The organism is Brevibacterium sp. S111 (assembly GCF_004745075.1).
Lineage (GTDB): Bacteria > Actinomycetota > Actinomycetes > Actinomycetales > Brevibacteriaceae > Brevibacterium.
Genome location: NZ_RHFH01000002.1, coordinates 161253 through 184540, shown reverse-complemented (window position 1 = coordinate 184540; position 23288 = coordinate 161253). Strand labels below are relative to the sequence as shown.

18 protein-coding genes are annotated in these 23288 nt (G+C 65.2%); 9 read left to right on the top strand and 9 right to left on the bottom strand.

From position 1 onward, the window contains the following. Positions 1-32: 32 nt before the first annotated feature. Positions 33-866, bottom strand: coding sequence for an enoyl-CoA hydratase-related protein (locus EB836_RS03130; RefSeq protein WP_052240148.1), 834 nt, complete (start codon positions 864-866; stop codon positions 33-35). Positions 867-1095: 229 nt separating this feature from the next. Between EB836_RS03130 and EB836_RS03125 the strand changes: the two genes are divergently transcribed. Then, a complete protein-coding gene (locus tag EB836_RS03125; protein WP_098729927.1) occupies positions 1096-1659 on the top strand; it encodes a hypothetical protein in 564 nt (187 codons plus the stop codon). A 227-nt stretch (positions 1660-1886) separates the two neighbouring features. Here the strand turns inward: EB836_RS03125 and EB836_RS03120 are convergent, their stop codons facing one another. Next, positions 1887-5225, bottom strand: coding sequence for a S41 family peptidase (locus EB836_RS03120; RefSeq protein ID WP_240689561.1), 3339 nt, complete (start codon positions 5223-5225; stop codon positions 1887-1889). Between the two features lie 87 nt (positions 5226-5312). Between EB836_RS03120 and argS the strand changes: the two genes are divergently transcribed. Both argS and EB836_RS03110 read left to right on the top strand, forming a co-directional pair. Then, the gene (argS, locus tag EB836_RS03115; protein ID WP_135537654.1) at positions 5313-7052 is read left to right on the top strand and encodes an arginine--tRNA ligase; all 1740 of its coding nucleotides are present in this window, start codon (positions 5313-5315) and stop codon (positions 7050-7052) included. Then, positions 7049-8332, top strand: a complete 1284-nt coding sequence (locus EB836_RS03110; RefSeq protein WP_346763068.1) for an MFS transporter — start codon at positions 7049-7051, stop codon at positions 8330-8332. Before argS ends, EB836_RS03110 begins: the two co-directional genes overlap by 4 nt. Before the next feature lie 205 nt (positions 8333-8537). Here the strand turns inward: EB836_RS03110 and EB836_RS03105 are convergent, their stop codons facing one another. Continuing rightward, the gene (locus tag EB836_RS03105; RefSeq protein WP_052240147.1) at positions 8538-9284 is read right to left on the bottom strand and encodes a hypothetical protein; all 747 of its coding nucleotides are present in this window, start codon (positions 9282-9284) and stop codon (positions 8538-8540) included. A 176-nt stretch (positions 9285-9460) separates the two neighbouring features. Between EB836_RS03105 and EB836_RS03100 the strand changes: the two genes are divergently transcribed. Continuing rightward, positions 9461-10003 carry a peptidylprolyl isomerase gene (locus tag EB836_RS03100; protein ID WP_039211675.1) on the top strand — a complete coding sequence of 181 codons (543 nt, stop codon included), beginning with the start codon at positions 9461-9463 and terminating at the stop codon, positions 10001-10003. A 38-nt stretch (positions 10004-10041) separates the two neighbouring features. Continuing rightward, on the top strand, positions 10042-10737 hold the full coding sequence (locus tag EB836_RS03095) for a rhomboid family intramembrane serine protease (RefSeq protein ID WP_135537653.1): 696 nt from the start codon (positions 10042-10044) through the stop codon (positions 10735-10737). 329 nt (positions 10738-11066) lie between these two features. Here EB836_RS03095 and EB836_RS03090 read toward each other — a convergent pair whose 3' ends face one another. Then, positions 11067-11816, bottom strand: coding sequence for a cell division protein CrgA (locus EB836_RS03090; RefSeq protein ID WP_098729930.1), 750 nt, complete (start codon positions 11814-11816; stop codon positions 11067-11069). Positions 11817-12229: 413 nt separating this feature from the next. Here EB836_RS03090 and EB836_RS03085 point away from each other — a divergent pair, with 413 nt between their 5' ends. The 4 genes from EB836_RS03085 (at position 12230) to EB836_RS03075 (ending at position 14823) form a co-directional block, all read left to right on the top strand. Beyond that, on the top strand, positions 12230-13339 hold the full coding sequence (locus tag EB836_RS03085) for a class E sortase (protein WP_082019063.1): 1110 nt from the start codon (positions 12230-12232) through the stop codon (positions 13337-13339). Between the two features lies 1 nt (position 13340). Beyond that, entirely contained in the window at positions 13341-13511 is a 171-nt protein-coding gene (locus tag EB836_RS18115) for a hypothetical protein (protein WP_039211671.1), read from the top strand. Beyond that, the gene (locus tag EB836_RS03080; protein WP_062240266.1) at positions 13508-14152 is read left to right on the top strand and encodes a gamma-glutamyl-gamma-aminobutyrate hydrolase family protein; all 645 of its coding nucleotides are present in this window, start codon (positions 13508-13510) and stop codon (positions 14150-14152) included. Before EB836_RS18115 ends, EB836_RS03080 begins: the two co-directional genes overlap by 4 nt. Before the next feature lie 158 nt (positions 14153-14310). Further along, the gene (locus tag EB836_RS03075; RefSeq protein ID WP_098729957.1) at positions 14311-14823 is read left to right on the top strand and encodes a GyrI-like domain-containing protein; all 513 of its coding nucleotides are present in this window, start codon (positions 14311-14313) and stop codon (positions 14821-14823) included. Between the two features lie 105 nt (positions 14824-14928). On the opposite strand, the gene pknB is transcribed toward EB836_RS03075, so the two are convergent. The 5 genes from pknB to EB836_RS03050 form a co-directional block, all read right to left on the bottom strand. After that, positions 14929-16815 carry a Stk1 family PASTA domain-containing Ser/Thr kinase gene (pknB, locus tag EB836_RS03070; RefSeq protein WP_135537652.1) on the bottom strand — a complete coding sequence of 629 codons (1887 nt, stop codon included), beginning with the start codon at positions 16813-16815 and terminating at the stop codon, positions 14929-14931. 116 nt (positions 16816-16931) lie between these two features. After that, positions 16932-18758 carry a protein kinase gene (locus EB836_RS03065; protein ID WP_135537651.1) on the bottom strand — a complete coding sequence of 609 codons (1827 nt, stop codon included), beginning with the start codon at positions 18756-18758 and terminating at the stop codon, positions 16932-16934. Next, complete coding sequence (locus tag EB836_RS03060; protein ID WP_135537650.1) at positions 18755-20224, bottom strand: penicillin-binding protein 2; 1470 nt, start codon at positions 20222-20224, stop codon at positions 18755-18757. The genes EB836_RS03065 and EB836_RS03060 overlap by 4 nt, the downstream gene beginning before the upstream one ends. Beyond that, positions 20221-21864 carry an FtsW/RodA/SpoVE family cell cycle protein gene (locus EB836_RS03055; RefSeq protein ID WP_135537649.1) on the bottom strand — a complete coding sequence of 548 codons (1644 nt, stop codon included), beginning with the start codon at positions 21862-21864 and terminating at the stop codon, positions 20221-20223. Before EB836_RS03055 ends, EB836_RS03060 begins: the two co-directional genes overlap by 4 nt. Beyond that, positions 21864-23240, bottom strand: a complete 1377-nt coding sequence (locus EB836_RS03050; protein ID WP_240689560.1) for a protein phosphatase 2C domain-containing protein — start codon at positions 23238-23240, stop codon at positions 21864-21866. The genes EB836_RS03055 and EB836_RS03050 overlap by 1 nt, the downstream gene beginning before the upstream one ends. Positions 23241-23288 lie beyond the last annotated feature (48 nt).

Genomic DNA, 23288 nt, shown 5'->3' with positions numbered 1-23288 from the left:
GGAAGGGTCTGTGCCGGTGGGAATGCCGGTTGTCAGTACGCGCCGTCGAATTGGCTGAAGTCCGGATCGCGCTTCTCGGCGAAGGCGGTTGCACCTTCGTGCGATTCCGGCGAGTGCGCGTAGAGGTCGAGGGCGCTCATGGCGAGGTTCGTGAAGCCGGTCTGCATCTCGGAATCAGCGTTGAAGGACTGCTTGAGGAATCGCAGCGCTGTCGGTGCCTTGAGACCGAGGGCCCGGGCGCGTTCCTTGGCGCGGGGCATGAGCTCTTCGGCGTCGACGACCTCGTTGGCCAGCCCCCAGGATTCGGCCTTCTGTGCGTCGATGAGTTCGCAGAAGTACCACATCTCACGAGCGCGCTTCTCGCCGATGACGCGGGCGAGGAAGGCCGAACCGTAGCCGGCGTCGAAGGATCCGACCTTGGGGCCGGCTTGGCCGAAGCGTGCGTGGGAGGCCGCGATCGTGATGTCGCAGAGGGTGGTGAGGACGTTTCCGCCGCCGATCGCGACGCCGTTGACCGCGGAGATCACGGGTTTCGGCACCGACCGGATGACCTTGTGGAGTTCGGAGATGCGGAACATGCCGTAGCGGCTGGGGCCGTAGTCGCCGGTCTGGGCCTTCTGCTTGACGTCGCCGCCGGCGCAGAAGGACTTCTGTCCGGAACCGGTGAGGATGATCGAGCGGACGCGATTGTCGCCCCACGCGAGGGTGAAGGCTTCGATGAGTTCGTCGACGGTCTGCGAACGGAAGGAGTTGAAGGCCTCGGGCCGATTGATCGTGATGACCGCGAAGGTCTTTTCGACGTCATAGAGGATGTCGTCGAATTCCGTGGTTGCGGCCTGCTGAGTCGTGGGTGTGGCTGTGGGCATCCTTGCCTCCTCGAACGGAAAATGAATCTATGTTCACCACTAGTGAACATGAGTTCACAAGCCAGGTCAAGAGTTGCAGCGCCGGAAGATTCTTGTGAATTCGCCGAGTTTCATCCAACTGCATCGAAGCGGCGGTGCGCGGGTGGAAGAATGTTGCCGGCAAGGGTGCCGACAGAATAAGAGACGGACGATGATGACCGCAGAAACACCCGACTCGAACAGACCGACAATGCCGAACGGCAGGCGGCCGGCCGACGGTGCGGAGATCGGGGCGCTCATCGGCGCCGGCTTCGGTCTGCTTTTCCTCATCATCAACACTGGCCAGTTCTCCACCCTGGGACGCACACTTGTCATCACAGTCGGGGTCCTGGCGTTCGCAGGCATCGCGATCTTCGCGATCCGCGGACTTATGCAGGGCGGCCGTGCAGGACGGGGCGAATCAGGGAAAGGCAGCCGTCGGGAACCGCCGTTCGGTCGCGCCTACTGGATCATCGTGCTCATCGAGGCGGTCCTGTTGTTCGCCGGAACCCGCCTGTTGGCGAGCCTCGGCCATCCGGAGCTCGGAGTGGCATGGGTGGCGGTGGTCGTCGGCACTCATTTCTTCGCGCTCGGCTGGGTGTTCGGGCTCGACCGCTTCCATGTGCTCGCCACCGTCGTCACCCTCTGCGGAATCGGTGGGTTCATCGCCTTCTTCGCGGCGGCTCCGGCGTTCATCCCGGTCATCAGCGGCGTCATCTCGGGCTTCGTGCTGCTCGCCTTCGCCATGTGGGCCCTGATCCCGACCGAGCGGTAGAGCCCGGCACGCATCGAGTTTGGTTCGGTTCGTCATCGGGTTCTGATCCAGTCATCGAGTTTTCTCCCGATGACTGGATCAGAATCCGATGACTCCCCACGAGGTGGCCGCACCGGGAGGCCCCTCACGTCGCTTCGCGTGCGCTGGTGGCCACTCGGCGCGGCGGGAGGCAAGGCCGCGGCGGGCACCGGGGCGGACAGGCGCCACCCGACCCTCCGCGGGGCGCGTCAGCCTTCGTCAGGGCCGGTGGCGGGAGCCTCGGGGGCCCCAGTTCCGTCCTTCTTCAACGGCTGCACGCGCGGGGGCGGGAACTCCGGCGCCTGAGCGGCGGGATGAGTCTCCAGCCCGGCGAACACCTCGGCGATGGCGCGGTCGAGCTGCGGATCGTCGTCGGCGAAGAGCTGACCGGGATCGTGCTCGACCTCGATATCGGGTTCGACGCCATAGTTCTCCACGTCCCAGCCCTTGCCCTCGATCCAGAAGGCATAGCGAGGCTGCGTCACGCCGGTACCGTCGACGAGGTCATAGCGGCCGTCGATGCCGACGACTCCGCCCCACGTGCGGACACCGACGACCGGGCCGATGCCCTTGGCTTGCACACGCGCGTTGATGATGTCGCCGTCGGAACCGGAGAACTCATTGGCCACGAAGACCACGGGTCCGCGCGGAGCATCCTCGGGGTCACGGCCCATCTCGTCGTAGCTGCGGGCCTGATTCCAGGCCACGACCGTATCGGCGAAGCGTTCGGCCACCAAGGCACTCGTGTGCCCGCCGCGGTTGAACCGCACATCGGCGATGACACCCTCGCAGCCCATGGCCTGCCGCAGATCCCGGTGCAGCTGCGCCCAACCGTACGAGGCCATGTCCGGAACATGCACATAGCCGATGCTGCCGCCGGACTTCTCGGCCACATACTCCCGGCGGGAGCGCACCCAGTCCTGATAACGCAACTGCTCTTCACTGGACAGCGGAATGACCGCGACGGTGCGGTCCTTGCGACCGCGGCGCAGAGTGAGCTCGACGATCGTGTCCGCGGCTCCCTGCAGATGAGCGGCGGGACCGGTCGCCTCGTCGACGGGCTGACCATTGACGGCGACGATGACATCGCCGGGCTTCGCTCCGACACCGGCTTGGCGCAGCGGCGATCTGGCATCAGGTTCGCTGCTTTCACCTGGAAGGATGCGCTCAATGGTCCATCCTTCCGATGCCTTGACCAGGTCCACGCCGAGGAAGCCGAGTTTCTTCGACCCATCGCCGAGTCCCGACGGCGGGCTGACATAGGCGTGGGAGGTATTGAGTTCGCCCACGGTCTCCCACAGGACGTCGACGAGGTCGTCATGCGTCAGCGCCTTCGCGGCCACGGCACGCCAGCGCAGAGTGACCGACTCCCAATCCACCCCGTTCATGTCCTCGCGCCAATAATGGTCGCGCATGATCCGCGAGTTCTCCTCGAACATCTGCAGCCATTCGGCCCGCTGGTCGAGCTCGAACCGCAGACGCGACACGTCGACGGAGACGAACTCATCATCGTCGGCCTCGACCTTCCGGTTGGCCGGGACCACGCTGATCGCATCGTCGCTGCGCACAACGAGCAGCTTGCCGTCACCGGAGATCTCATAGTCGTCGGCCTTGTCGACGACGGTGGTGACCTTCCGCTTGGCGAAGTCGAAGAACTGGACCACCTCGGCGGGTTTGTCACCGGCATCTCCGGCCCGCTGGCTGCCGAGCTCACCGGCTTCGACATCGCCGGTGCGCATCCAGACGAGACCGCCCTCGGCAGATTCGAGATCTCGGAAGACTCCCGAGGCGACGGGGAACGGCACGATGCGTTCCTCCGCGCCCTCGAGTTCGACCTCGACGGTGGCGACGGGCTTCTCCCCGCGACCACGTTCGGACTTCGCATCCTCGGCGACTTCAGCAATCGCCCACCCGCCGGCACTCGGCCCGAACGGTGCGGGCTCATCGGCGGCCAAGGGCAACAGCCACGGTCGGGTGACGCCGTTGAACGACAGATCGAAGGAATGCTGGTTGTACGACGGATCGAAGGTGCGATCCGAGAGAAACGCGACGAATTTCCCGTCGCGCGTGAACGTCGGCGAGAAGTCGTTGAACTTGCCCGTCGTCAGCGGCTGGGCCCGCCGATCCGACTTCACCTCGGCGATCATCAGCTGCGCGAGCAGCTCCTCACCCTGCGTCGGCTGCGACCACACGAGGTACTTCCCATCGGGAGAGAACCGCGGGTCCCGCGCCTCACCGTGGCCCGAATGCCCGACCAGGCGCGTGCGCCCGTTGCTCACCTCGACGGTCCGAATCGACCCGTCGTGGGAGATCGTAGCGAGCATCTTCCCCGCCGGATCCGCCTGCAGGTGGAGGACCCGTCCCAGGGCTCCGGCCCCGATTCGCCGAGGCGGCTTGTCCCCGTTCACGGACGCGACCTCGATCGCGTCCTCCCCTTCGACATCCGTGATGAACGCGGCCAGACCGGTGTCCCCGAGGATGAGGGGTTCGCGGGTGCGGATGGACGAATCCGCACACAGCGCCCGAGCAGGGCCTTCGCGGTGGGCAAGCCAGAAGGTCTTGCCGCGCCATTCCACGACCGAGGCATTGCCTGCATGGTCAGGGCTGATGCTGTTGAGCCCGGTCTTCGGATCGAGGCTCAGCGGCTGCACCTGCGTTCCCGGCAGGGTCACGGCGAGGGTGCGGACGGCCGCATCGAGGCTGTCGAGGACCTTGATCTCCCCACGCGAGTGCCAGACGATGCGGGTGCCGTCGGTCGTGGCGTCACGGACATACCCCTCGGCCTCGGTCTGGTGTGTGAGCTGGCGCGGCTCGACCACGGAGCCATCTGCATTCGCCGAGGTGGCCAGACCGTCGATGATCCACAGGTTCGCCTGCTCATCGGCATGGTGAGGGAAGGTCGCGGCCCGGTCGGAGGTGAACACGAGCGAGTCGCCGACCCACAGCGGATCCGTCAGCGACGCTTTGTCCTCGCGCAGCAGCCGCTGCCACTTGGCTCCGGACCCATCGCCGATGCCCGCGGCATTCGTGCCGCCGACCCGATCAAGCCACAGCCTCGGCGCGGTGCCTCCCCGGTAGCGCTTCCAGTGTGCAGGCGGACGGGAGAACGGCGTGGACAGAGCCGTCACTCCCGTATGGTGTCGGGCCAGGCCCGAAGCACGACCGAACGACAGCCGATCGACGTCACCGTCGAGGCTCACGGACTTCACGACATGGTTGCGGACCTCGAACTCTCCGGCATTCGCACCGACGAGGACATGAGTCGAATCGGCCCAACCGAGCATCGTCATCGCCGTCGATCCCAGCCAGGTGAGCCGACGCAGGGACCCGGTGGCCACCTCGGCGACCATGAGCTCCGGCTGGCCGGTGCGGAAGGACACGAACGCGACGTGCGCTCCGTCGGGTGAGATCCTCGGTGATCTGACGGGCGCGTGGTCGGAGGTCAGGCGCCAGGCGCGGCCGCCGGCGGACGGGACCAGCCAGACATCGTCGTCGGCGGTGAAGGTGATGAGATCGGACTGGATATGGGGGTAGCGAAGATAAGTCACGTGACCCACATTACAAGCTCGACTGTACGGCGACCGCGGGCCGGAACCGATGCCCAGGCAACTTGCACGCGGCAATAGAATGGGCACATGCCATCTCTGACTTCTGTGCTCACGGACCGTTTCGCCGCCGCCCTCACCCAGGCCTTCGGTGAGGACTTCGCCAGGCGCGATCCCGTCATCCGCAGCAGCCAGTTCGCAGACTTCCAGGCCAATGTGGCCCTGCCGCTGGCCAAGGAACTGAAGTCGAAGCCTCGCGATATCGCCGCACAGATCGTCGACAACCTCGACCTCGATGGCGTCTGCGAGACCCCGGAGATCTCCGGACCCGGGTTCATCAACCTCACCTTCACTCCCGAATTCCTCGCCTCCACCCTGACCGCGGGCGGAGTCGCCGCAGCTCCGGAGAACACGGAGCCGCAGACCATCGCCATCGACTACTCTGCTCCGAACGTGGCCAAGGAGATGCACGTCGGCCACCTGCGCACCACCGTCGTCGGCGACGCCCTGGCCCGCACCCACGAATTCCTCGGCAACACGGTCATCCGTCAGAACCACATCGGCGACTGGGGCACACCATTCGGCATGCTCATCGAGCACCTCCTCGACGTCGGCGTCGACTCCGATGAGGCCTCCGAAGTGTCCGAGAACCCGAACGCCTTCTACCAGGCGGCCCGCGCGAAGTTCGACTCCGACGAGGCCTTCGCCACCCGCTCCCGGGCGCGCGTCGTCAAGCTCCAGGGCGGCGACGAGGAGACCCTGGATCTGTGGACGACGCTCGTCGGCTACTCCCGCGAGTACTTCAACCGCATCTACTCGCTCCTCGACGTCACCCTCACCGACGACGACCTCGCCGGCGAGTCCACCTACAACGACGTTCTGGCGGAAGTCTGCGACGAGCTCGAGTCCAAGGGCCTGGCGACGATCTCCGATGGTGCGCTGTGCGTGTTCCCCGACGGCTTCACCGGCCGTGAGGGCGAACCCCTGCCGCTGATCATCCGCAAGTCCGACGGCGGCTACGGCTATGCCACGACAGACCTCGCCGCTGTGCGCAACAGGGCGGTCAACCTCGGCGTGAACCGGGCACTCTACGTCGTCGGCACCCCGCAGGCCATGCACTTCGACATGGTCTTCACCGTCGCCCGCGCGGCCGGCTGGCTGCCGGAGACCTTCAGCCCCGAACACGTGAAGATCGGCAATGTGCTCGGTTCCGACGGCAAGATCCTGCGCACCCGCTCCGGCGCCCCGCTGCGCCTGGCCGAACTCCTCGAAGAGGCCGTGACCCGGGCCAAGGCGACGCTGTCCGAGTCGAGTGTGGACTTCGAGCCTGCGGAGGCCGACGAAGTCGCCCGCATCGTCGGCATCGGTGCCGTGAAGTACGCCGATCTCTCTGTCGCCCACGACACTTCCTACACCTTCGACCTCGACCGGATGCTCGCCCCCATCGGCAACACCGCTCCGTACCTCCAGTACGCCGGTGCCCGCATTCGCTCCATCGGCCGCAAGGCCGAAGCCGAAGGCGTCGACGTCTCGCAGGTCGCGAACGCTGCGATCAGCCTCGGTGAGTCTGCCGAACGTGAGCTTGCGCTGTCGATCCTCGGCTTCGCCGATGTGGTCGCCGAGGTGGCTGCCGGTTCGACGCCCCACCGTCTGTGCACCTACCTGTTCGATCTCGCCCAGGCCTTCACCTCGTTCTACGAGCAGTGCCCGGTGCTCATCGCCGAGACTCCTGAGCTGCGCGACTCCCGTCTGCGGCTCTCGGCGATCGTGCTCGAGGTCCTCCAGGCCGGTCTCGGGGTGCTCGGCATCCGCGTTCCCGAGCGCATGTGAGTTCGCCTCAGCGTCCATCCGCGAAGAGGATGCTGCCCTGGATCATTCTGGGCATCGTCATCCTCGCCCTCAACCTGCGCGCCCCGATCATCGCGCCGACCGCGATCCTGCCTGCCATCCAGGAGGGCACGGGATTCAGCGCGGCCGGACTCGGTCTGCTCACCGGCCTGCCGGTTCTGCTGTTCGCCCTGGCCACGCCGCTGGCGGGGAAGTTCATCACCCGCCTCGGGGCCGAAGCCACGGTCCTCGCGTGCCTGTCCGGTGTCCTCGTGGGCACCATTCTGCGGTCGGTCGGCCCGCCCTGGCTCGTGCTCGTGGGCACCGGCATCATCGGCCTGGCGATCACTTTGGGCAATATCGTCGTCCCCGTCATCATCCGCCGCGAAGTGCCGTGGGAACAGGTGTCGATGGTCACCGGCCTGTACTCGGCGATGATGAACATCGGGTCAATGGCCACCCTCATCGGCACCGGTCCGCTGGCCGAGGCCTTCGGATGGCGCTGGGCCCTGGCCGCATGGGCCGGCCTCGCTTTCGTGGGCCTCGGCTTCTGGATGGTGCTCATCCGCGTGCGCGTGCGCCGCGAGGGGGAGGCTGCCCGCGCTGCTGCGGCCGAGTCCGCCGACGGCGCTCCCAGCACCGAGGCGGCCGCCCCCGTCGCGAAGCAGTCGTGGGCCGAGGCTCCCGCTTCGTTCCGGTTGATCATCGCCCTGCTCATCATCACGTTCTCCGGGCAGTCGACCGCCTACTACGTGACGACGACCTGGCTGCCGAGCTACCTCGGAGACACCATCGGGCTCGCCCCGACAGTCGCTGGAAGCACGGCGTCTCTGTTCCAGATCGCTGCGATCCTCGGTGCCTTCGGAGTGCCGCTGTTGGCCGTGAAGACGAAGCCGTGGGTGCCCGTGGCGATCGTTGCCGCGCTCTGGCTGTCCCTGCCCGTGGGTCTGCTGGCGGCGCCCGGTGCCTACTGGCTGTGGGCGACGACCGGCGGCATCGCCCAGGGCGGCGGGTTCACTGCGATCTTCTCGATCATCGCCCGCACCGCCGGAAGCGATGCGCAGACTGCATCCGCTTCGGCCCGCGTGCAGTTCGGCGGCTACCTCGCAGCGACCCTGGCCCCGCCTTTCGCGGGTTGGCTCAACACGGCCACTGGCGGGTGGACGGCACCGCTGCTGCTCATCCTCGCCGCCACGCTCGCGTTCACGATCACAGGACTCTGGGCCGCCCGCCGAGCCGGAGGCTTCCCCCGCGGCGGCCGCGAGGTCCTCGACCCCGACTAAGCTCACCCTCCCCAATTACTACCTGACGGCGGCCCAGCAACCTCGCGCGAGGTATCTGGGCCGCCGCCAGGTAGTAATAAGGGTTCTACAGCCACGGGAACAACGAGGCGGCCCACCTCATCGGTGGGCCGCCTCGGTGACGGTCTTGCGAATCCTTGGATTCGCCTGCGCGGCTGTTCAGTGTGACTGATCAGCCCGGAGTGACTCAGTGCTTGGCGTCGGAGTCCTCGGCAGGCTTGACGGCCGGCTTCGGAGCGGGGACCTCGTCCGCGGCGTCTGCCTTGGTCGAGGGCACAGCGGTCTGCGAGACCTGGGTGGCAGCGGCAGCGCCCTGGCGCGAAGCCGGGGTCGAGCCGACCGGACGAGCGTCGGCGGGACGGTTGTTCGGCAGCGGGGTCGACCAGGGATCCTCGACCGGCTGGGCCTTCTTCCACACGTAGTAGCCGATTCCGGCGGCCGAACCGATGACGAGGGTCCACACGAGTGCGGTCTTTCCGCCGCCGGACTTGCGAGCGGTATCCTTCTCGATGCGCTTACCGGCATTGGCGAGAGCCTTGCGGGCCTTCTTCATGGCCTTCTTGTCACCGGTGAGGCGGACAGCCAGATCGTCGATGAGTTTCGGGGTCTCGGCCGCGGACAGCGAAGACGCTGCGTTCGACGCGAACTTGCCGGCGCGCTCGGTTGCTTCGGGGCGGTAGGACTCGAGCTTGTCGGCCCAGGAATGGACCTGACCATTGGCCTTGTCGGCCAGTGCTTCGACCTGCGGACGTGCCTTCTCAGCGAACTCTTCGGCCTTGCCTGCCAGTGCCTCGACCTGCGGGCGAGCCTTGTCGGCGGCCTCACGCAGCTTCGGGGCTGCGTTCTCACTGGCATCTGCCAGGACTCGGAGTGACGTCTGCTTCGCGGAATCGAGCTTGGAAGTGAGCTGATCTCGGGTGGGCTTCTTCGACATAAACTGTTCCCAATCCTTAGATGTCGGTGGTCAAGTTGATCACTGACTAGTCTACGGCCTAGGGGCAAACCTGTGGACAGCGGATGTCATCGAATTGTCTGCGGATCGCCTGACAGGTTGGGCAATGGTCCTGGGTCGGAACTGCATTCGCCGCCTCGGCGTGGAAGAATGAAGTCATGACTACAGCCTCAACGCATACCGCAGTCCTGCACACCAACCACGGTGACATCACCATCAACCTCTTCGGCAACCATGCTCCGAAGACCGTGGCCAACTTCGTCGAACTGGCCCAGGGCGAGCGTGAGTTCACCGATCCTTCGACCGGTGAACCGACCAAGCGTCCCTTCTACGACGGACTCGGCTTCCACCGCATCATCTCGAACTTCATGATCCAGGGCGGCTGCCCGCTGGGCACCGGCACCGGCGGACCCGGCTACACCTTCGACGACGAGATCCACCCCGAACTGCAGTTCGACCGTAAGTACCTGCTGGCCATGGCCAACGCCGGCAAGCAGATGGGCCGCGGCACCAACGGTTCGCAGTTCTTCATCACCACCGCCGAGACCCCGTGGCTCAACGGCAAGCACACCATCTTCGGTGAGGTCGCCGACGAAGCCAGCCAGAAGGTCGTCGACGAGATCGAGGGCGTGCGCACCGCTGCGATGGACAAGCCGGTCGAGCCGGTCGTCATCGAGAAGGTCGACATCACCGCGAAGTGAGTCACCGTCCATAGAGGACCACTGAGTACCATGGTGTGATGGACACACCTCAGGAGGGCTCGGCACGGGAAACCGGCCGGGCCCTTTCTGCATCCCCGCCGCTGATCACCCGCACGCTGCTCATCGTTACCATCGTGGCTTTCCTTGCGGAGCTCATTCCCGGCCTCGACCTGCTGCGGCGGCTGAGCTTCGTTCCCGCTCTCTCGCTCGAACAGCCGTGGCGGGTGCTCTCGGTCGCTCTCGTCCACGAGGAGCCCTCCCCTTTCCACCTGCTGGCGAACATGATCGGGCTGTTCTTCTTCGGATCATTCGTCGAAAAGGCCTTGGGGCACTGGAAGTTCCTGGCCGTCTACATCATCGGCACCGCCGGTGGTTCTGCCATGGTTCTCCTGCTGGCCGACCCGTTCGACGTCGACTGGGTGACGAACCATATCGGCGCTTCAGGTGCGGTGTTCGCGATCGTCGGCGTCCTCTTGGCCCCGACCCGTCGCCTCGACCGGAACATCACCGGGGTCCTCGTCTTCGTCGCGCTCAACTTCGGCTACGGATTCCTCGTGGCAGGAGTGTCCTGGGAGTCCCACCTCGGCGGTCTGATCACCGGCTTCGTGCTCGGCTGTGCGGGGCTGCTGGGTCCACAGCGGTCGCGGACGCTGGTGTTCACAGTGACCTCGGTCGGTCTGGTGGTGCTCATGGCGGCCGCCGGAGCGTGGAAGATGGTCGGCCTCGGCCTCTGAGTTCGGCGCTGTCAGGCTTTTACCAGAAAAAGGTCCATTTGTGTGCACTCTGCGGTGGAAAATTCTTTGTCCACAGGCTCTATCCACAACGTGGATAACTTACACACGTGTATTTACCCTGGTCAGAAGCATAAAATAAGTTATCCACAAGCGACGCACCCGGCTTGGGTATAACTCGACGCTTGTGGATTGTTGATGACGGGCTGCGACTGTTGGGGTCAGTAAAGGTCCTGGTGAATGCAGATTGTCTGGTCGATCCGCAGTGATTCTCAAGCTTGAGAATCACCGCAGTTCGACCAGACAATCGAAGCGATTGGGGCCTGGGTCGGCTATCGCCAGCGAGTGGACATGATCAGACCCGCCACGAAGAAGGCGAAGCCGATGAGGATGTTCCAGTTGCCCCATGCTTCGACGGGGAAAGCACCCTGAGTGATGTAGAAGGTGACGAGCCAGATCAGACCCACGATCAGCAGGCCGAGGAGGACCGGCAGGAACCAGCTCGGGTTCGGCTTGATCGTCTGCTGACCTGAGGTCGAGGTGTAGCTCGCGGTCTTGCGCCCCTGTGGGCGTTTGGCCGGATTGCCCGAACGGGACGTGCGCTTGGCGGCTGAGCCCTTCGAGCTGGTTGACTTGGACGCCGATCCCTTCGAACCGGAAGTCTTGGAGGACGATGCCTTGGAGTCGGAGGCCTTAGAAGCCGAGGTCTTCGTTGACTTCTCGTCCTTGGCCGAGTCGGACTTCTCGTCCTTCGACGCCTTGGTCTTCTTCGCGGCAGCCGCGGTGTCTGAGTCCTTCTTTGAGTCCTTCTCAGAAGTCTTGTCGGACGCCTCTTCGTCGGCGTCCTCGTCCGCGGATTCGTCCTTCAGGTCGTCCGCAGCAGACTCGGTCGCATCCGATTCGTCGTTCACAGCTTCGGCGAGGTCGGTGTCAGCATCGTCGGCGACATCGGTGTCGAGCGTTTCGGTCTCGAGTTCCTCGACTTCGGTCGCCTCGACCGCTTCTGCGGACTCGGCCTGCTTCGCCTTGGCCGCCGACGAAGTGCGAGAAGTGCGCTGGGGGCGTCCTTTGGACTTGGCCACAAGTACTCCTTTGTCGGTCGACCGCCGTGGGGTCGCCGAATGAATGGTTGGGGACGATCGCAGACCAGTCTACTCGGGGCGGGGGTCTCAGTGAAAAACTCCGACTACCCTGAAAGCGGCCCGAGCGCGCCCCGAACGATGATTCTCATAGGATAAAGTGCATAGGGGTATCCCCGCCTGTCATCTTCGACGGCCCCCGACAATGCAGTGACAGTCACGGAGCAGATGTGGTGAATAGTTCCTCCTCGGGTAACGAACCGGGCGTGAATCCGCCCTCGCGACCCACTATCCGGCCTGCTCAGAGACGGCAGGCTCCATCTGACTCCGCCGGCCAACAGCTCGGTCACGCCGCCGGTCGGTCTGCAGACGCTTCCGCTGCCTCGGGCGATCAGCCGCTGCCCAGTCGACGCGAGATGCGGCGCAGGGAAGCCGAAGCCGCCGCAGCCCAGGGTGAACCGACCGCCGTCTATTCCGACGCCCCGCCCGTCTACCAACAGCCCCAGCAACCTCAGCAGCCTCCACAGCCCCCACAGGCCGCACCTGGCCAGCAGCATGGCCAGTCCACCCAAGCGATGCCCGCGGTCCCGCAGAACGCCCCCGCCGCGGCACAGCAGGCTCCCGCCGCGGCCGGGACCGGATACGCAGCCAACAACGCATACGCGGCCGCACCCCAGCCGGGCGGACAAGCTGCGCATGGACAAGCAACGCACGGCCACCTCGGCGAGGATCAGCCTCAGGGCCGCCGCGAGACCCGACGCCAGCGGCGACGTCAGCCCGTGGAACGCGAACCGCTCGGCCCGATCCGCGGCACTGTGCGCACCTTCGGCGAACTGTGCATCACGGCTGGTCTCGTCCTCATCCTCTTCGTCGTCTGGCAGCTGTGGTGGACGGACATCCAGGCCAACCGCGACAACGAAGTGCTCGCCGACGAACTCTCTCAGGACTGGGCGAACCAGGACCCGAACGAACTGCCCGACGATCCGGACGAACCCGTGGTCGCCGATCCCGTGGGCAAGAACGAAGCGTTCGGCATCTTCTACATCCCGCGCTTCGGCGATGACTACTACCGCACTGTGGCCGAGGGGGTCGACCTCGAACCCGTGCTCAACCGGATGGGCGTGGGCCGCTACCCGAATTCGGCGATGCCGGGCGAGGTCGGGAACTTCTCCATCGCCGGCCACCGCGTGACCTACGGCAAGCCGCTCAACCAGATCGCGAACCTGCGCCCGGGCGATGAGATCATCGTCCAGACGAAGGACGGCTTCTACACCTACACCTTCCGCAACTTCGACATCATCCTCCCCGATGCCGTCGAAGTGCTCTCACCCGTGCCGGACGCACCCGAGTTCAAGGGCAAGGACCGAATCCTGACGATGACGGCCTGCAACCCGATGTTCTCCGCACGGGAACGCTACGTCGCCTACGCCGAACTCACGGACTGGACGCCGGCCAGCGACGGAGCGCCGGACAATATCAAGGACTCGAAGGCCTACGACAAGGTCAGCAAGAACGGCGGTGCCTGATATGTACGCTTTCATCTGGCGGATCCTCCCGGGCAACTGGGTCGTCAAACTCATCTTGGCCCTCATCCTCATCGCGGCCGTCGTGCTGGTGCTCATGCAGTACGTCTTCCCCGTGATCGCCCCGTACATGCCCTTCAACAACGCCACCGTGACGGAGACCGGACAATCATGACCTCAATCCTCGTCATCGACAACTACGACAGCTTCGTCTACACGCTCGTGTCCTATCTGCGTGAGCTCGGCGCGGACGTCGATGTCGTCCGCAACGACGACATCCCCGCCGCCGAGATCGCCGACACCGTTACCGCCTACGACGGTGTCCTCCTGTCGCCTGGTCCCGGCGTGCCCGCCGAATCCGGAGTCTGCCCGCCCCTGCTGTCCTGGGCGGAGACCTCCGGAATGCCCGTGTTCGGCGTCTGCCTGGGCCATCAGGCCCTCGGCGAGGTGTTCGGCGCCGAGGTGACCCACTCACCCGTGCTCATGCACGGCAAGACCTCGGTCATCACCCACGACGGCGAAGGCATCTTCTTCGGCTGCCCGAGCCCGCTGACCGTCACCCGCTACCATTCGCTGGCGATCGTCGACGAGACCCTCGACCTCGAGAAGTTCACCGTCACCGCCCGCACCGACGACGGCATCGTCATGGCCATCGAACACCGCGAGAAGCCCCTGTTCGGCGTCCAGTTCCACCCCGAATCCGTGCTCACCGAATGCGGATACCTCATGCTCGGCAACTGGCTCGAGGTATGCGGCCTCGAGGGTGCCGCCCAGGCCGCGGCGGGCATGTCGCCTTTGGCGACCGCGATCGCCTGAGAATTCCCGCCGATCCCTGTTCTCAGGGTTCTCGCCGAGGCGGCCGATCGTTATGATCGTGAGCACAGTGATCCCTGTGCTCAGTTGATCCGCATCCGCGCCGGGATCCGTGCACGCCCGCAGTGCCGTGCACGACCGACGAACAGGAGGCAGCGACGATGTCAGAACCGACCTATCTGCGCGAAGAACCGTTCACCGAACTCACCGTCATCGAGGTCCCGGCTACTCCGGCAGCGGTCGTCGAGGCCCGCGAAGTGCACATGGCAGACCTGCCGGAACTCTTCGACTCCACGTTCTCCGGACTCTTCCCCGTCCTCTCCGATGCGGGACTCGAACCCGCAGGACCGGCCTTCGCCCTCTACACCAGGCAGCCGAGCGAAACGGTGGATCTGCAGGTGGGGATCCCCACCTCGGCAGGACTGACGAACGCGCAGCCGATCGCCGGCGGTCATATCGTCATCCCCGCGGAGCTGCCCGGCGGATCCATGGCCGTGCGCAGCCACCTCGGCGGATATGACGGGCTCGGGGAATCCTGGGCGCAGCTGGTCAAGGACGCGATGGCGGCCGGGCACCATCCGGGACTGCCGTTCATCGAACTCTATGTCACCGAACCCAGCCCCGAGGCGGATCCCGCCGATATGCGCACCGACCTGTTCCTCACCTTGGACTGAGAGACGGCGTCACAGACGCGAACGGATACGACAGCGGCCGGGTCAGTCATCGACTGACCCGGCCGCCGTGCGCTGCGAGGACCCTGTGTCCGAGGACTGTGGGCCTCAGTTGCCGATGACTTCGGACCAGTTGTCGAAGAGCCCTCCGCCCATCGAATCCTTGTCCTTCTTATCCTTGTCTTTGTCCTTCTTATCGTCGTCTCCGCCGCCGTCATCGCCGGGAGCGGTCGGAATGCCACCCGGGATCGAGGGAATCGAAGGCGAGGGCTCCGGCGGCTTCTTGGCCACCTTCACGGTGATCTCCGAACCCTGCTTGACCTCGCTGCCGCCAGTCGCGGACTGTTCGAAGACCTTCTTCTCATCGTGTTCGTCGGTCTCGACCTCTTCGGTCTTGCACGTGAGCTGGTACTCATCACCCTCGAGGGTCTTGCAGGCCTCCTCGGCGGTCTGACCGGTGACATCGGGAACCTCGACCATGCCCGAGGACACGACGAGATCGACATTCGAATCGACGTCGACTTCCTGACCGTCACCGGGTTTGGTTTCGATGACCACACCCTTCTCCACATCCGGAGAGTTCTGCGAGATATGGGTGCCGGCCTGGAGCCCTGCGTCGTTGATGATCTTCCGCGCCTCCTCCTCGGTCTTTCCGGAGACGTCGGGGACCTTCGCGGATTCGGGCCCGGAGGAGATGATCAGCTTGACGACGCTGTCCTTCTCCACCATCTGACCGCCCGGAGGATCGGTTTCGATGGCTTTGCCCTCATCGACGTCGGCACTGTACTGCTCATCGCGGTCGACGCGCAGCCCCTGTTTGATGAGCGCGGATTCGGCCTCATCGGCGTCCATGTTCGCCACATCCGTGACCTGGACTTCGATGATGTCCGGCGGTTTGTTGATCTCGTACACCCACAGGGCAACGGCGGCCAGGGCGAGGAGGACGAAGATCGAGCCGATCCAGATCCAGGCGCGGGAGCGCTTCTGCGGCGGCCGCTCCTCCTGGTTGGTCATGATCGCCGATACTGGCCCGGTCTCGGGAGCGGGCTCGGCCTCGTTGGCATGAGCCATCGGAGCGGTCATCGGCGGGGCCATCATCGGATACGCCTGTGTAGCCTCGACATCGTCCTCGAAGCTCATGGGACGGCCGTCGCGGGCGGCGAGCACGTCCTCGCGGAAGGTGTAGGCGTCCTGGTAGCGGGCGTCGCGGTCCTTCAGCAGAGCGTGGAGGAGGAGCCTGTCGACGGCCGGTGGGATGCTCTGGTTGTAGAAGCTCGGCGGCTGCGGAGTCTCACCGACGTGCTGATAGGCCACTGCCAGCTGGGAGTCGCCGACGAACGGGGGACGGCCGGCCAGAAGCTCATAGAGCAGGCAGGCGGTGGAATAGAGGTCGGAACGGGCGTCGACGACCTCACCGCGCGCCTGTTCGGGGGAGAGGTACTGGGCGGTGCCGACCACCGACTGGGTCTGCGTCAGTCCCGAGTTGTCCTTGAGTGCTCGGGCGATCCCGAAGTCCATGACCTTGATGTCACCCTCGGGGGTGAGCATGACGTTCGCAGGCTTGATGTCGCGGTGGACGATGCCGTTGCGATGGGAGTACTCGAGCGGAGCGAGGACTCCGGCGATGACGTTGAGGGCCTCGTCGACGGTGAGTGTGCCGTGTTCATTGAGGACTTCGCGCAGCGTCTGACCCTCGACGTATTCCATGACGATGAAGGGCACGGACACGGACGAGCCACCGGATTCGACGAATTCCTCTTCACCCGAATCGTAGACGGAGACGATTCCGGGGTGATTGAGACCGGCCGCGGACTGCGCCTCGCGCTTGAGGCGGGTGTGGAACGAGGGATCGCGGGCGAGATCGGAGCGCAGAAGTTTGATGGCCACGCGACGCCCGAGACGGTTGTCGACGCCCTCATGCACTTCTGCCATGCCCCCACGGCCGAGGAGCGCACGAACTTCGTAACGCCCCGACAGCACCTTGGGTTCACTCATGTATGTCCTCCGCTTGTCTCACCCGGTCTCTGGGTTCATTCTCACCTGAACCGAGTCGAGTTCCAGTATCTCAAACTCTTCTTTTCTTCTGATCGCTGCTCTGAATCGCTCAATGTCTATTCATTGCCGTTGTTTCCGTTCGGGTTGCCGCTGGCATCCGAGCTGCTCGCCGAGCCCGAATTGCTGCCTGCCCCGTCATTGCCGCTGTTCGGGTTCGAACCGCCCGAGGCGTCGGCCGAATCCCCGGAGCCCGAAGAGTCCGTCTCACCGGACGTGTCCGTCGAACTCGAGGAGTCCGATTCGCTCGACGTCTCGGAGTCCGATGACGAATTCGACGAAGTCTCGGAGTCCGAACCGGTGTCGCTGTTCGCCGAATCAGATCCGGAGTCCGAACCCTGATCCTGCGAATCGGATGCGGAATCGGAATCCGAGCTCGACTCCGAGTCATTGCCCAGACCCGAATCGGATCCGGAGTCCGTGGCGGGCTCTTCGGGCTGCTCGGCGGGACCGGCGGAGATGTAAAGGGTCACGGTGTCACCCTCTTCGAAGGTGTATCCGTTGTCGCCCTCACCGACGTCCGCGACGGTTCCGGCCGCCCGATCCGAGTTGATGTCGGTCGTCTCGACCTCGAGTCCCTTGTTCTCGAGGTTCTGCGTCGCCGAGGATTCCGTGAGTCCGATGTAATCGTTCTTATCGATCTCGATCGTCTTCGCCGCCTCCGAGGTGGGCGCCGAGGTTGACGGTTCCGGTTCGGGTTCGGCATTGCCTCCGCCGAGGAAGAACCACAGCAGGGAACCAACCGCGATGAGGGCGATGATCGCAAGGATCCAGATGAGGACGCGGCCCTTGTTCGACTGCTTGTCCTTCTCCAGATCCTGATTCTGCGGATCGTTGGGATCGATCTGTCCCGTATTCGCCGCGGCGGCTCCGGCACCGGCGGCCCCGGCGCCGGCGATTCCGGCGGCGGCTCCGTTCGGGTACACCTGGGTCGCATCGTTCGAGGAGGTGACGGGCAGGGTCTTCGTCGTGGCTGCCGGCTCCGGGTTGTTGAAGACCTGGGTCAGGGCTTCGGACGCTGCGGCTCCGTGGCGCATCTGCGGCACGAGCTCCTCGGCGCCGGCGACGTCCCCGGCGGAGAGCGCCTCGGCGGCCTTCGCGACCTTGAACGCATCGGAAGGGCGACGTTCGGGCTTCTTCTCCAACAGGCAGTCGACGAATCGGCGCAGCGGTTCGGAGACCGTGTCCGGCAGCGGCGGATGCTGCTGGTTGACCTGAGCGATGGCGATCGCGACCTGCGAGTCGCCCGTGAAGGGGCGCTGCCCGGCCAGGGCCTCGTAGGCGATGATGCCGAGTGCATAGAGGTCCGAGCCGGGGCCCGAACCCTTGCCGGTGGCCTGTTCGGGGGCCAGGTACTGGGCGGTGCCCATGACCTGACCGGTCTTCGTCAGCGGCGCCTGATCGGTGACCCGGGCGATGCCGAAGTCCGTGATCTTGACCCGGAAGTCCGGTGTCATGAGGATGTTGCCGGGCTTGATGTCACGGTGGATGACGCCCACCTTGTGTGCGGCGCCGAGGGCCTGAGCGGCCTGCGTGACGATGGAGAGGGTATCGGTCTCGGACAGGGGTGCGCTGCGCTCGATGATGGCCGACAGAGCCTCACCGGGCACGTATTCCATGACGAGGTAGGGCGAACCCTGCTCGTCGCCGTAGTCGTATACGCCGGCGATTCCCGGGTCGGAGACTCGGCCCATGTTCTGGGCTTCGGCACGGAATCGGGCGAGGAAGGTCGATTCGGAGAGGTACTCGTCCTTGAGGATCTTCGCCGCGACCTCACGGCCGAGGACGGAATCCACACCCTTCCAGACCTCACCCATGCCGCCGACGGCGATGCGGGAGGTGAGTTTGTAACGGTTGCCCAACAGGGTGCCTTCGACGGGTCTCATTTCTCGACCACCGCTTCCATCATGTTCTTCGCGATCGGTCCTGCGATCGTCGCACCATAAGCTTCGTTGCCCGCGTTTCCGCCGTTCTCGACCACGACCGCGACCGCGACCTGAGGGTCGTCGGCCGGGGCGAAGGAGATGAACCAGGCATGGGGTGCCGCGCCCTTGGCGTGCTGGGCGGTGCCGGTCTTCGCTGCGACCTTCGTATCGCCCATCTTCGCCACCGAGGCGGTGCCGTTCTCGACCACACCGGTCATCATGTCGGTGAGCTTGTCTGCCGTATCTCCGGACACGGGGCGGGACATCTGGCTCGGGCGGGTCTCGGAGATCGGCTCGAGGGTGTTCGCATTGAGCACCCTGTCGACGAGCTGGGGCTTCATCATCTTGCCGCCGTTGGCGATTCCCGCGGTCATCATCGCCATCTGCAGCGGAGTCGACCTGACCTCGAACTGACCGAGCGAGGACTGGGCCAGCTGCGGCGGATTGAGGTCGGACGGGAACGAGGACGGGGTGACATTGAGAGGGATCTCGAGATCCTCGCCGAAGCCGAACTTCTCGGCCTGCTTCGCGACCGCGTCTTCTCCGAGGTCCATGCCCAGGGAGGCGAATGAGGTGTTGCAGGATTCGGCGAGCGAATCGGCCAGGGTCGGCTTGCCCCCGTTGCGACAGGCACCGGGATGCGAGTTGCCGATCGTCGCCGTCGTCTGCGGCAGATCGAGCGTGGCGGGTCCGTTGAGCTGGGAATCGGGTTCGTAGTCGCCGGATTCCAGGGCGGCCGCCGCGACGAGGACCTTGAAAGTCGAGCCGGGCGGGTACAGGTTGCCGCCGATCGCGCGGTTGTAGGCGGGCTTGCCCTCGGCGGCTTCAAGGTTCTTGAAGGCCTCGCTGGCCTCAGTTGTGTCGTGGCTGGCCAGGGCATTGGGGTCCCAGCCCGGGGTCGAGGCCATGGCCAGGATCTTCCCGGTCTTCGGGTCGAGGGCCACGGCCGCACCGTTCTGGTTGCCCAGCCCGTCCCACGCCGCCTGCTGCACCTTCGGGTCGATGGTCAGCTCGACCGCTGCGCCGCGTGGCTGCTCACCGGTGAAGAAGCTGCCGACCTTGTCGTAGAACAGGGCGTCGGAATCGCCGGAGAGGTAGTCGCCGGCGGCACGTTCCATGCCCGAGGCTCCGGACACGACGGAGTAGTAGCCGGTCAGCGAGGCGTAGGCGCGCGGATCGAGGTTGTCCGAACCGTATTTGCGCTGGTACTTGTACTTGTCGTCGACAGGCTCCGAGTACGCGATCGGGGTGCCGTCGACGAGGATCGGACCGCGATCACGGGCCAGCTGGTCGAGGATCCGTCGGTTGTTCAGCGGATTGTTGTTCAGCGAATCCGCGGTCACGTACTGCACCCAGCTCGTCGACCCGAACAGGAGCGCGAACATGACGAATCCGACGACGGCGATATGCGTCAATGGCTTCTTCATCGTTCACCTCCGGTGGGTCGTTGGTCGGTGGGATCGGTGTCGTTGGGTGTCCCGCCGCGCTTGAGTGCGCGGTCATCCGCGGGCGGCAGGTTCGTCGTCGGGGCTTCGCCGTCGAACTCACGGGAATCGGCCGGCGGCAGATTCGTCGTGGGGGCATCCTCGTCGACGGTGCTCGCCGAGGCGGCCCTGCCCTGTGCAGGGACGGCTCCTTCTGCATCCGCTGAGTCCACCTCCGCGGCGGGGGCGCCCGGGGGAACGGGCTCGGGATCCTCGGTGATGGTGAGCACTCCGGTGTGGAATTCCTCCACGGGGCGCCTGGCATTGTCCGAGATCCGCAGCAGCAGGCCGATGATCATCCAGTTCGCGATGAGCGAGGAGCCGCCCTGTGCGAGGAACGGCGTGGTCAGACCCGTCAGCGGGATGAGGCGTGTGACGCCGCCGACGACGACGAAGACCTGCAGGGCGATCGTGAATGACAGGCCCGTGGCCAGCAGAGTGCCGAAGCCGTCACGCAGTTGCTGAGCGGTGCGGATTCCGCGCTGGAAGATGAACAGGTAGCACAGCAGGATGACGAAGAGCCCGGCCAGGCCGATCTCCTCACCGAAGGCTGCGTAGATGAAGTCGGACTCCGCGAAGGGCACCATATTTGGGCGTCCTTCGCCGAAGCCGGTGCCGATGAGTCCACCATTGGACATGCCGAACAGACCCTGCACGAGTTGGTACGACCCACCGACTTCTTTGTTATAGACCTCGGGAGTCAGAGCATTGAGCCAGCCATCGATGCGCTGCTGCACGTGCGTGAAGTAGAGGCTGGCGAGGACCGCTCCGGCTGCGAAGAAGCCGAGACCGAGGATGATCCACGAGGCCTTGGAGGTGGCCACATACAGCATCGCGACGAATAGTCCGAAGAAGAGCAGCGAGGTGCCGAGGTCGCGTTCGAAGACGAGCACACCGACACTGGCAACCCAGGCGGTCACAATCGGCCCCAAGTCACGCAGGCGCGGCCATTGGATGCCAAGGAACTTCTTTCCGGCCGCGACGAGCTGATCCTTGTAGCTGACCAGGTAGCCGGCGAAGAATATAGTCAGCAGAATCTTCGAGACCTCGCCGGGCTGGAATGACCCGAAGAGCGGAACCTTGATCCAGATCCTCGCCCCGTAGTGTTCAGAACCGAGGCCGGGCACTAGGGGCAGAAGCAGCAGGACAAGACCAGCCATCCCGGAGATGTACGTGTATCGCCTCAGCAGGCGGTGGTCTTTCAGGAAGATGACGATCAGGCCGGCCAGGACGACGCCCAGAGATGTCCAGATGAGCTGAGTCATGCCTGAACCGAGGTACTCATCGCGGCCGAGGTCGACGCGGTAGATCATCGCCAGTCCGAGCCCGTTGAGCAGCACCGCGATCGGCACGAGCACGGGGTCGGCGTACTTCGCCTTGATCCAGACGACGACATGGAGGATGAGGCCCAGGGCGGCCAGCCAGCCGGCATAACCGTAGACGTTGGCCGGGATCGTGCCCTCGACGCCGAGGCCGACAAGGGCATAAGCGCAGGTGGCGACGGCGATGGCCAGGATCAGGAGACCGAGTTCGGCCAGCCGGTAGGGTCTGGGTCGCGCGGTCTGCGAGGGAGCCTGGTTCATCACTGCGACTCCCGGGTGATCGCATCACTGGGGTCGGCGGATTTCGAATCCGGAGGTGAGGGCGCCGGATCGGTCGGGTTCGTCGAATCCTCGACGTTGCCGGTCACACCGGTCGAGCGGTCGGATTCCTTGCGCAGGTTGTCGATGATGCGGTCGGCTTCATCGCGCGAACCGGCGGGGATCGAACCGTGCAGACGGTCCTGCGAATAGCTGTTGAGGCTGTCGACCTCGATGTCGGTGGTGTCGACGAGGCGGCTGAGCTCGATGGGTCCGAGTGTGGTGTCGAGACCGCGGTAGAGCGAGACCTTGCCGTCTTCGGCGGCGACGTAGTACTGGTTGCTGACGTAGTTATAGGCGAAGAAGCCGCCCACGGCCAGCGCGATGATCACGATGGCGGTGATGATCCATCCGAGGTAGGACCTTTTCTCGACCTCGTCGTCGAGGTCGTCCTCCTCATCCGCGGCGGTTTTGGTCCGCAGCTGCCGAGTGGTGCCGTCCTGGGCTTCGACGTCCTCATCGGCCTCGCCGTCGACGGCCTGAATCGGCACGGTGTCGGTGGGAATCTCTGCGTCCTCGTAGGCCGCTTGGGTGTCGGTGTCCGCAGCAGGTTCGGTCTCGGGATTCGCACCGATCGCCGCATAGCGGGGATTGATGTGGACGGAGCCGACGGAGACTCCGCCGGGAGTCTCGACTTCGCCTTCGAGGACATCGCCGACGACGACGGTGACATTGTCGGCTCCGCCGCCGGCCAGGGCGAGATCGATGAGCTGGCGGCAGGCCTCGTCGGGGTCGGCCACCTCGGTGAGGACTCGGGAGATGTCGTCGAGGTCGGCGAAGCCGGTCAGTCCGTCCGAACACAGCATCCAGCGGTCGCCGACCTGGGCTTCGCGCAGGGACAGATCGAGATCGGGGGAGGCGCCGACGTCACCGAGGACCTTCATCACCACGGAACGCTGCGGGTGGGTCTCGGCCTCCTCGGCGGTGATCCGGCCTTCGTCGACGAGCATCTGGACGAAGGTGTGGTCATGGGTGATCGGCTGCAGCCGACCGTCGCGCAGAACATAGCCGCGGGAGTCGCCGATATGGGCGAGTGCGAAGCGATTGCCCGGGGCGCGCAGCACCGCGGTGACGGTGGTGCCCATTCCGGCGAGTTCGGGCTGTTCGCCGACGCCGCGGACGATCCGGTCATTCGCGTCGAGGATCGAGGTGCGCAGCAGTTCGAGCGCGTCCTCGCCGCCGGGTTCCTCATCGAGTTCGGCCAGACGGGCGACGGTGATCGCCGAGGCGACGTCACCGCCGGCGTGACCGCCCATACCGTCGGCGATGAGCAGGAAGTTCGGTCCGGCATAGCCGGAGTCCTGGTTGTTCTTGCGCACCAGACCGGTGTGAGACCGGGCTGCCGAACGGAGAGTGATGGTACCGCC